7 protein-coding genes and 1 pseudogene are annotated in these 10,247 nt (G+C 62.8%); 6 read left to right on the top strand and 2 right to left on the bottom strand.

Translation table 11 applies throughout. The annotated features are described in order from the left end of the window. Nucleotides 1-460: 460 nt before the first annotated feature. The 6 genes from E3T25_RS04015 to E3T25_RS03990 all read left to right on the top strand — a co-directional run bounded on the left by E3T25_RS04015 (nucleotide 461) and on the right by E3T25_RS03990 (nucleotide 7,551). On the top strand, nucleotides 461-1,903 hold the full coding sequence (locus E3T25_RS04015; RefSeq protein ID WP_420898224.1) for a sugar porter family MFS transporter: 1,443 nt from the start codon (nucleotides 461-463) through the stop codon (nucleotides 1,901-1,903). A gap of 147 nt (nucleotides 1,904-2,050) precedes the next feature. After that, the gene (locus E3T25_RS04010) at nucleotides 2,051-2,623 is read left to right on the top strand and encodes a glucose-6-phosphate isomerase family protein (RefSeq protein ID WP_198415635.1); all 573 of its coding nucleotides are present in this window, start codon (nucleotides 2,051-2,053) and stop codon (nucleotides 2,621-2,623) included. A gap of 11 nt (nucleotides 2,624-2,634) precedes the next feature. Beyond that, complete coding sequence (locus E3T25_RS04005; RefSeq protein WP_166785939.1) at nucleotides 2,635-3,606, top strand: ROK family protein; 972 nt, start codon at nucleotides 2,635-2,637, stop codon at nucleotides 3,604-3,606. Continuing rightward, complete coding sequence (locus E3T25_RS04000) at nucleotides 3,603-4,379, top strand: glucose-6-phosphate isomerase family protein (protein ID WP_134372338.1); 777 nt, start codon at nucleotides 3,603-3,605, stop codon at nucleotides 4,377-4,379. Before E3T25_RS04005 ends, E3T25_RS04000 begins: the two co-directional genes overlap by 4 nt. Before the next feature lie 240 nt (nucleotides 4,380-4,619). Continuing rightward, nucleotides 4,620-5,696: a LacI family DNA-binding transcriptional regulator gene (locus E3T25_RS03995; protein ID WP_420898223.1), complete on the top strand. Its 1,077-nt coding sequence runs from the start codon at nucleotides 4,620-4,622 to the stop codon at nucleotides 5,694-5,696. Between the two features lie 61 nt (nucleotides 5,697-5,757). Next, nucleotides 5,758-7,551, top strand: coding sequence for a class I mannose-6-phosphate isomerase (locus tag E3T25_RS03990; RefSeq protein WP_134372334.1), 1,794 nt, complete (start codon nucleotides 5,758-5,760; stop codon nucleotides 7,549-7,551). Between the two features lie 256 nt (nucleotides 7,552-7,807). Here E3T25_RS03990 and E3T25_RS03985 read toward each other — a convergent pair whose 3' ends face one another. Together E3T25_RS03985 and E3T25_RS03980 are read right to left on the bottom strand one after the other, a co-directional pair. Then, the gene (locus E3T25_RS03985; RefSeq protein WP_134372332.1) at nucleotides 7,808-8,905 is read right to left on the bottom strand and encodes an ATP-binding protein; all 1,098 of its coding nucleotides are present in this window, start codon (nucleotides 8,903-8,905) and stop codon (nucleotides 7,808-7,810) included. Nucleotides 8,906-9,090: 185 nt separating this feature from the next. Next, a pseudogene (locus E3T25_RS03980) lies at nucleotides 9,091-10,019 on the bottom strand (transposase). Nucleotides 10,020-10,247: the final 228 nt, after the last annotated feature.

Here is a 10,247-nt window from a genome sequence, read left to right as displayed (position 1 = left end):
TGTCGTTCGCTGGAACCACCAACAAGATTTTGAAATGGGCCCGGACCGTTCAGGACATTGAGCGTTTTGTCGCTGCGAAGGGCCGGTTGCCGCACCAGAACAACAGGCTAAGGAGGAACCCGCAACCGAACTCGGCGCCCTCAGCGCCTAGAAATCCAAGAATCACGCGGCAAACGCGTTACACCACACATTTGGACTTGACCCAGCCGCCCGGGCCTTCGCCGTTCACGTGTAGGTCCCAGGCGGGAGTGTTCGCTTGTGAATTGGGGGGTGATTTGGGAATTCGTGTGTGCTACAGCTGTGGGCTGTCAAAGTGGTGCAAATTGACTGGTTGACATTTGAAACTGGTAACGTTACCTTGAAGTTGTTCCCGAAGCTGATCTAGGCTAAGTCTCTCTTGCTGGTAACGTTACCTGACGGAAATGCGCGGCCATTCAGTTTCGTCCGCACCCACGAAGGAGTGATCTTGCCAAGTTCGTCAAGTACAGCGGCCAATCGACAAACGTCAATCGACGACGATGGCGTGTTAGGGGGTCGCGGAGTCGTACGGATCGCATCCGTTGCGGCCCTAGGAGGATTGCTGTTCGGCTATGACAGTGCCGTGATCAACGGGGCCGTTTCAGCCGTTCAAAGCCACTTCCAGGCAGACGCAACCTCGCTCGGATTCGCGGTTGCCTCCGCGTTGCTCGGGGCGGCTGCCGGAGCACTTCTCGCCGGTCGGCTGGCCGACCGCTTGGGGCGGCTGGCCGTGATGAGGATTGCGGCGGTGTTATTCCTGGTCAGCGCGATTGGCACGGGTTTCGCCCCGAGCCTTTGGGTCCTGATTTTGTTCCGAATTGTGGGTGGGTTCGGCGTCGGCATGGCTGCTGTGATCTCGCCAGCGTATATCGCCGAGATTGCGCCTTCCCGTGTCCGCGGAAGGCTGGGCGCCTTGCAGCAGCTCGCTATCGTCAGTGGCATCTTTATCTCGCTGCTGATTGACTTCATCATCGCCGAAATGGCTGGGGGCTCCGGCGAGCCGTTCTGGTTCGGGTTGGAAGCCTGGCGTTGGATGTTCCTCGCGATGGCGGTTCCGGCAATTCTGTATGGAGCGTTATCGCTGTCGATTCCAGAGTCGCCGCGGTTCTTGATCGCGACCCATCGGCTCTCTGAGGCCAAAGCGATCCTGACCAAACTGGTTGGCGCGGCGAACATCGATGCCAAGGTCGAGCGGATTCGCGAAACGATGGAGCGTGAGAAGGCCCCCTCGTGGCGGGACCTGAAGTCGCCCAATGGACGGATCGCCCGGGTGGTCTGGATTGGTCTGGGCCTGGCGATCTTCCAGCAGTTCATCGGAATCAATGTGATTTTCTACTACTCCAACGTTCTGTGGGTCGCCGTGGGATTCGACGAGGGCCAGGCCTTCGTTATCACGATCATCTCCGCGACGATCAACATCGTGACCACTCTTATTGCGATTGCAACAATTGATAGGTTCGGCCGCAAACCCCTGCTGATCATTGGATCGATTGCGATGACGGTCACGCTCACCACGATGTCGATCATTTTCGGAACTGCGAACGTCGTCAACGGCAGCCCCGTTCTGGAAGGCGCTCAGGGACCGATTGCACTGATCGCCGCCAACCTCTTCGTCGTGGCGTTCGGCATGTCCTGGGGGCCGGTGGTCTGGGTGCTGCTCAGTGAGATGTTCCCCAACCGTATGCGCGCCGCAGGTCTATCGCTCGCGACGGGTGGCCTCTGGGTTTCGAACTGGATTATCACGGTCACCTTCCCGGGACTCAAGGACCTGTCGCTGGCGCTGGCCTATGGGTTCTACGCGCTCTGCGCCCTGCTTTCGTTGTTCTTCGTGCTGAGGTTCATCGAGGAGACGAAGGGCAAAGAACTAGAGGACGTGCAAGGTTGACTGCGTGTGTGATCGCGGAGCCGGTGAAGCATGGGGCCCTTTCCGGGACATCCGGCGGGAAGCCCTGCCGGGTAGGGAACGAGAGGGACTCGAGGCAGTCGCAGTCGGCGCGTCGATGGTTGTCAAAGTGAGTGAGAGGAAATGAAGATGAACGTACCGATGAAGATCAGTGCGCCGAAGTTTATGACCGACTGGAAGACGGGCGTGGTAACGGGGCCGGAGGTGCAGGGAGTTGAGCGGCGGGTCCGTGATCTTGACGGGGTGTTCGCCGATGAGGGCGCTTTTTCCCAGCTGCGCCCGGATCGTCTGGTGTACCGCACCGCCTGTGTCTTCCCTGTCCCTGAAGGCACTGAGGGCGGGGTGTTCTGGGGTACGACGTTCATCGAGCCGGGCACGGTGGGTGCCGAGTACTTTATGACGAAGGGCCATTTCCATGCCAAGGCAGATCGCATGGAGTCTTACTTCACATTCGCTGGCACGGGATTACTTGTCCTGATGGACACGGCCCGAAACTGCTGGGCCGAGGAAATGACACCGGGATCCACGCACTTGATTCCGCCCTACACGGCGCATCGCACGGTCAACACGGGTGACGACGTGTTCTCGTTTGGTGCGTGCTGGCCCAGTGATGCCGGGCACGACTATGACAGCATCGCCGAATCCGGGTTCTCTGCCCGGGCGATGCGAGTCGATGGCAGTCCGGTACTGGTGCCGGCGTGACCGGGCTGTGCGTGGGCATCGACCTCGGTGGCACCCGGATCAAGGCGGGAGTGGTCGAAAACGGTCGAGTGACCGCGCGGTCTGAGCTCGCATCTGACTCCGCGGCCGGGCTCGGGCCGAAGCTTGCAGCACTGGGTGAGCTGGTCGACACACTTGCTGCGGGACGAACCGTGCACTCTGTGGGCATGGCGATGCCGGGAATCGTCGATCGGCGGTCCCGTCGACTAACGGCCATCAACGCCAAGTGGTCGGACGCAACCGAAATCGACTTCCCAGCCTGGGCAGCTGCCGGCTGGGGAGCACCGCTGATAATTGAGAACGATGCTGTCGCGGCCCTGGCCGGCGAATGGCGCTGCGGGGCCGGTGCCGGGGCTGACGGAGTGGTCATGATGACCCTCGGAACCGGGATCGGGGTCTCTGCCGTCGTCGACGGACGCTTGCTGCACGGCAGTCACGGCCAGGCGGCGATCGCCGGACACCTGACCGTCGTCGCGGGTGGGCGCCAGTGCACATGCGGGAATCGTGGGTGTGCAGAGGCAGAAGCGTCGACGTCAGTACTGCCGGGCCTCGCCCGAAGTGATCGACGGTTTGCTACAAGCACGCTGGCAACCGTGGACGCCATCGACTATTCACACGTCTTCCAAGATGCCGAAATCGATCCGTTATGCCGTGATCTTCGGGACCGAGCCTTGGAAGTGTGGTCGGCGTTGGCGGTCTCCCTCGTGCACGCCTATGACCCGGAGATCCTCATTGTCGGGGGAGGAATCGCCGCGGCCGGTGATGCCTTGTTCGCCCCGTTGTCCGACTACCTCACGCACTATGCCTGGACTCCGTGGGGCAAGGTCACGCTTCGGGCCAGTGAATGTGGAGCGGACGCCGCCGTCCTCGGACTCGCGGCAATAGCGGAAGCCGAGATTCGGTCATCGTCTCGACCTTCGCGTAAACCGGATGACTCAACGATGAAAGTGAGTTGCTTCATATGACCTTCTATCCAGGGTTCGATATTCAGACATCGGAGTACCCGATGGGGTTCACCTACGGATCGGGTGTTTTCGGTCCGGAACTCGAGTTGCGCCATCTCGATGCCATTCGACCCAGCCTTCTCGATCCGGCGTGTGACGGACCGGACCCCGTCTATGCGATCGCCATGGACGTCGGGACCGACGACGCCAAAGATGACCTCGTCCGACGCAACCTGCTCTATGGCGCAGTGACATACGCCGCAGGGAGCCTTGGCGTTGAACCAGTCCGGTCCCAGGGGCATGTGCACGCCGTGTCTCAGTCGTGCGGTTCGAGCACCGGGGAACTGTACGAGATCTGGTCGGGCCGGGCCGTGATTCTGATGCAGGAGTCTGATTCGGACGATCCAGGTCGGTGCTTCGCGGTGGAAGCAGGACCCGGAGAGCTTGTCGTTGTCCCGCCCGGGTGGGCCCATGCGACCATCAGCGCCGACCGGACCCAGCCCCTGACATTCGGCGCGTGGTGCGTGCGCGATTTTGGGTTCGACTACACCGGTGTTCGGGCACATGGGGGGCTCGCGTGGTTCCCACGGCTCGGTAGCGGTACCCAGCTCGACTGGTTACGCAATCCCGCTTACCCGATCAGCCGGGACCTGGACATTCATCCGGCGCGTGACTACCCCGACCTCGGCCTGGAGTCAGGAGTGCCGGTATACAGCCAGTACCTCAAAGATCCAGAACGGATGATGTGGGTACCGCAACCGGACCTGAGGTCCTGGGCGGGCTTTGTCCCCTAGATTGCGCGGCACACGTTCGCGGTCAAAGTGGGCTGTTACTCGCATCTGCCGTCGGACGGAAGCCCGGCGCCGGCTCACCGAGCGGTGCACTCTCGCGCAGAACTTGCATCGCATGGTCGTGGACTTCCCCAACCGATCGGAGCTGCGTGTACGTCACGAGACGAATCGACATGAACCGGCAGTTCGGCCGGTCGGCCCCCTCGCGGTCGTCGCCGCCCGTAGGATCGAACCGTGGTCAATATAAATGCTTACGGTGACCATACGGGCGATGGCGAGTCGGCGCCGACCAGCAGTCGCTCGGCTTCGCAACGCCCCGCCACCGTCAAGGATGTCGCCAAACTTGCAGGGGTGAGCCCGATGACAGTCTCGCGGACGATCGCGGGAGGCCAGAACGTGCGCCCCGAGATCCAGGCGCTGGTGTTGGAGGCAGTCCAAGCGCTCGGGTACCACCGCAACGACAACGCACGTCGGATGCGAGTAAATAAGGGCAGCGGTCTGGTCGGCGTTGCGATCACGAATCTGGCCAACCCGTACTACGCGAGTTTCGCGCTGGGTGTGGAAGAGGTCGCGGCGCAGCACGGCGTGCGGATCATTATTGGCAGCACGGGGGAAGACACCGAGCGGGAGCGGCAACTCGTCGCAGACTTCTTGGGCCGCCAGGTCGAGGGACTCGTACTTGTCCCCGCAGGTGGCGATTCGGAGCACCTCCAGGGACAGGCCCTGGGTGGGACCCCTCTGGTCCTCGCCTCACGCGCGCTCGAGGGAGTGGACGCCGATACCGTCCTTGTGGACGACACCGGGGGTGCTCACGCAGGGACGACCGCTTTACTCCAGGCGGGCCACCGGCGGATCGCGTACTTGGGCAACGTGGCTTCGGTCTCCACAGGTCATCGCCGGTACGCGGGCTTCTGTCGAGCGTTTGAAGACTATGGCGTGCCGCTGGACCCCGCACTGGTCAAACGCGGCCAGCAGGACGTCGAAGCGGCGCAGATCTCCATGACCGCCCTCCTTGAGCTAGAGGACCCTCCGACTGCGGTCTTCTGTGCAAATAACCGCAACACCATCGGTGCGCTCAAGGCGATCGGAGCGCGGATCCAGGAGCGAGGAGGGATCGCGGCGGGTCCGGCGATTGTGAGCTTCGACGACTTCGAACTCGCCGAGCTGATGCCTGTTCCGATCACGATCGTCGACCACGATGCCCGCCAACTCGGGCGCGAGAGCGCAACCTTGCTCTTCGCCCGGATGGCACCCAACGGCGCAACCGCCGCCACCCGTGAGATCGAGATGCCAACGCAGCTCATCGTAGTTCGCTCCTGAAACGTGCCCTGTCGGGCAGATCGTGATAAGATCTGGTAACGATACCAAAGATGGGTAGGACATGGCGAACAAAATCCCGGCACCCGGGCAGAATGGCTACGACAAGCTGCCGAGCATCTCGCTTCCGGCGGGAAGCGAGATGTGGACCGGAATCGAGGCGTGGGCGGAGATCGACCGCACCGCGGCGCTCCGTGCGGGCATCGATCCGCCACTCGTCATCATTGACTGCTACCCCGGGGTGGATCTGTCGGCGTTGACCGGCGAGATCACGGCCACCCTTCCGGAGTACAACGTGGTCGACATGGAGCAGTTGGCGGCGCTACCGAGTGCGGTAATCGACGCGATGATTGCCCGGAATCTCACCGACGACCGCGTCTTCGGCGTCATGAGCCACGCCACCATCGATGAGTTCTACGACTCCGAACGCATCGGTGATCTCGTCCGGCAGCTCGACCTCAGGCAGGTGCCGACGGTTGTCATCGGGTGGGGTGCCGCCCAGGTCCGCACCAGCGATGCGATCGTCGTGCTCGCGGACATGCCACGGTGGGAGATTCAGCGACGCCTGCGCGCCGGGGCCCCGAACTGGCGATGCACAAACTTTGACGAGGACATCCTGCGGAAATACAAGCGCGGCTTCTTTGTCGAGTGGCGCGTCGCCGATCGTCACAAACGAACCATTTTCGACCGGATCGACTTCCTCCTCGACACTACGTCGCCCACCGCGGGCAACGTGGTCACGGGCGACGCATTCCGCGGGGCGTTGAAGCTGGCGACTCAGGGACCGTTCCGAGTCGTCCCCTTCTTCGACCCCGGCGTCTGGGGCGGTCAGTGGATGAAAGACCGGCTCGAGCTAGACCCAGCGCAAGAGAACTACGCCTGGGGTTTCGATTGCGTCCCGGAGGAGAACTCCCTCTTGCTGCAGGCCCCCGACGGGCAACGAATGGAGATCCCAGCGATCGACCTCGTCCTCGCCCAGCCGCGCGAGCTGCTCGGCGAGAAAACATTCGCCCGATTCGGGGCCGAATTCCCCATCCGTTTCGACTTTCTCGACACGATGGGCGGCGGCGAACTATCACTCCAGGTGCACCCACTGACGGACTACATCCAGGACACATTTGGGATGAACTACACCCAGGATGAGAGCTATTACCTCCTGGACTGTGATGATGACGCAGTCGTATACCTGGGCGTGAAAACGGGTGTTGATCCACACCAGATGGTGGCCGCACTCCACGAAGCCACCGATGGCCAGCACCCGTTCCCTGCCGAGGAATACATCAACATGTTCCCCGTCAAGAAGCATGACCACTTCCTCATCCCCGCCGGGACAGTCCACTGCTCGGGCGCCAACTCGATGGTGCTCGAGATATCGGCAACTCCGTTCATCTTCACTTTCAAGCTATGGGACTGGGGCCGCGTCGGTACCGACGGAATCCCCCGACCGATCAATATCGAGCACGGCGAACGCAACATCCAATGGGACCGCAATACCGAGTGGGTAACGGACAACCTCGTCGGCCAAGTCGATGTTCTCTCCGACGTCCCGGGCCTGCGAGAGGAACGAACCGGCTTGCACGAACTCGAATTCATTGAGGTTCGCCGGCACTGGTTCACCACCGAAGCAGGGCACGACACGCACGGAACGGTAAACGTGCTCAACCTTGTCGAGGGAGACGAGGTCGAGATCGTCTCCCCATCTGGCGCGTTCGTGCCCTTCGTCGTGCACTACGCGGAGACATTCATCGTGCCTGCCGCGGTGGGACCATATATTGTGCGACGGACTCCAGGTTCGAAGAGCGAGACGTTCGCCACCGTCAAGGCCTCAGTGCGCGGCACCTCCTTCGGCGACGACTGATCGCGGGCAAAAACGCCTACAATCCCCCTCCCGGGGCGGAACACCCAGGTGGTGTCGGTCGTCCCGGGAACACGGGTTTCGGTGCCGAGTATCTGGACCGGCTAGTTGGGTGATCAGTCGCCCGCTACGCTACTGCGTACTGAGCCGCTCGACGCAGTCGGCCCGAAAGTCATCGCGGCCGCCCGGTCCTTTGCCGCCCACGGATAGCCGGTGGGCTCGCCACCTCGCGGACGCGTTGTGAGGCTCGGTGGGTGGTTTAGTCCGTGGGCTTGGAACTGAGATAGCGGCGTAGTCCGGGGATGGCGAAGTCGACTTTGCCGTATCCGGCCGATTCAATGAGGCCGGCGGCCAGGAGCCGTGTCCGGTAGTTGGAGACAAGGTTTGTCTTGGCACCTAGCCGTTGCCCGATGTCGCCGGTAGACGATGGACCTGTGTCTTTGGCCATGGCGTGCAAGAAGTCCATGTCTTTGGGTGAGGCGGTGGAGAGAGCAGCCTCGATCACGGTGCGTGCGTTGCGTCGGTGTGCGGCATCAATGGCCCGGCCGACAGCGTCCTCGTCGAGGGTGCCCTGGTTCTTTTCGGCTTCCCGCCAGAGGAAGTAGCCGACCAGCTGGATGAGGAATGGGTATCCTCCAGTGGCTTCGGAGGCTTGCCGGATGAGGGCTGGTGAGATGTTGAATGCCGCTGCCGCGAATGTTTGGGCGAATGACGCCTCCACGTCCCGGACCGTGGCGGCATGCAGGTCGATCTTGTCGGCGCGGCGGAGGAACGTCGCCACGCCTTCGTTGAGTAGGTCCGACACTGCGGCCGGTAGGCCAGCGAAGACCAGCCCGATGGGAAGGCGGTCCTGGATCAGGTGCTGGACACTGGCGGCCAGTTGGGCCAGTTCAGCACGGTCAGCGGCGTGGATTTCGTCCACGGTGATGACCAGGCCGGTGCCACGGCTCTGGAGGAGCCGGAGGAGTTCTTCGGCGAGGCTCCGCCAGGCGACCTGGCGTTCGGGCGGGAGCTCGGTGGTGAGGCTGAAGCCCGCAGCGGAAACACCGATGATCTTGCGTCCGTGCGGCCCGTTGCCGAGCTCTTCGGCCAGTTGGCGCATGGATTCACCGATCCTGCCCATGAAGCCACCGGTGGCCGTCTCGGAGATCACGGCCCAGCCGTTCTCTCGGGCTAGGTCGTGGGCGGCACCAAGCATGACGGTCTTGCCGATGCCACGGGCGCCGGTGAAAATGGTGAGGAGCCCCGGTGCCCCGGAGCCCAGGCGTAGGCCGTAGGCGAACTCGTCGAGAAGGCCGGCACGGCCGATGATCTCGGGTGGTGTCGCGCCGGCTGAAGGCCGGAATGGGTTCTCCATAGTGGATCCCTTGTGAGTGTGTGTGTATCTTGTGAGTCTTGTTGTGTCTGTGAGTCTTGTGAGCTTGGGCACCACCATACCTGCCCGCACCGGCATTCCTGCCGCCAGGCAACAGGTCCCGGCGTGTAAGCGGGGTCAAGTCCAAATGTGTGGTGTAACGCGTTTGCCGCGTGATTCTTGGATTTCTAGGCGCTGAGGGCGCCGAGTTCGGTTGCGGGTTCCTCCTTCTCGGTCGGGACGAGGGTGAGGCGTGAGCGGCTGAGGACGTCGAGGCCGAGGTAGCGGCGGCCCTCGATCCATTTGTCGTGTTGTTCGGCCAGGACCGCGCCGACGAGCCGGATCAGGGAGCCGCGGTCGGGGAAGATCCCCACGACGTCGGTGCGGCGGCGGATCTCGCGGTTGAGACGTTCCTGGGGGTTGTTGGACCAGAGCTGACGCCAGATCTCCTTCGGGAAGCCGGTGAAGGCGAGCACGTCCGCCCGGGCCGCCTCGAGGTGGGTGGCGACCGCGGGGAGCTTCTCCTCCAGTGCGTTCAGGACCCGGTCGAACTGGGCGTGGACGGCGTCCGCGTCGGGCTGGTCGTAGACGGAGTGGAGCAGGGTCTTCACCCACGGCCAGCTGGTCTTCGGGGTCGCGGACATCAGGTTCGCGGCGTAGTGGGTGCGACAGCGCTGCCAAGTCGCGCCGGGCAGGGTCGCCCCGACACCTGCGACTTCGAGAGGCGAGTGATGCCGAGGGACTCGACGAGTTTCTCCATCCGCCTCGTCGACACCCCGAGCAGGTAGCAGGTCGCCACGACGCTGGTCAGGGCGGCCTCGGCGCGGCGGCGGCGCTCGAGGAGCCAGTCCGGGAAGTAGGTGCCGGTGCGCAGCTTCGGGATCGCGACGTCGAGGGTGCCGGTGCGGGTGTCGAAATCCCGGTGCCGGTAGCCGTTGCGGGAGTTGACCCGGTCGGCGGAGACTTGGCCGTATTCGGCGCCGCAGACGGCTTCCGCTTCGGCGCTCATCAGCGCGTTGATGAACGTGGTCAGCATCTGCCGCATCAAGTCCGGCGAGGCTTGCTCGAGTTGTTCGGACAGGAAACGGGCAGGGTCAATAAAATGGGGTGCGGTCATCGCGTGTACTCCTTCGGAAAAGACTTGATCGGTCTTTCCAAGAATCACGCGGTGGCCGCCTTACATCGGTGCAACACGCCCATCAGGGCCGGGGGTTACACCACGCTATTGGACGCAACCAAGAGCTCTTCGACGCTCTGAGATTCATTGTTGGGATTGGGCATTGGCGCTCCTCCGTATGGGATGTGACGTGCGCGGTCCCGGGCAAGGCCAGTGGTGACTCTCAGG

This window comes from Cryobacterium sandaracinum, assembly GCF_004403415.1.
GTDB lineage: Bacteria > Actinomycetota > Actinomycetes > Actinomycetales > Microbacteriaceae > Cryobacterium > Cryobacterium sandaracinum.
This window is presented reverse-complemented; position numbering and strand designations above follow the sequence as displayed.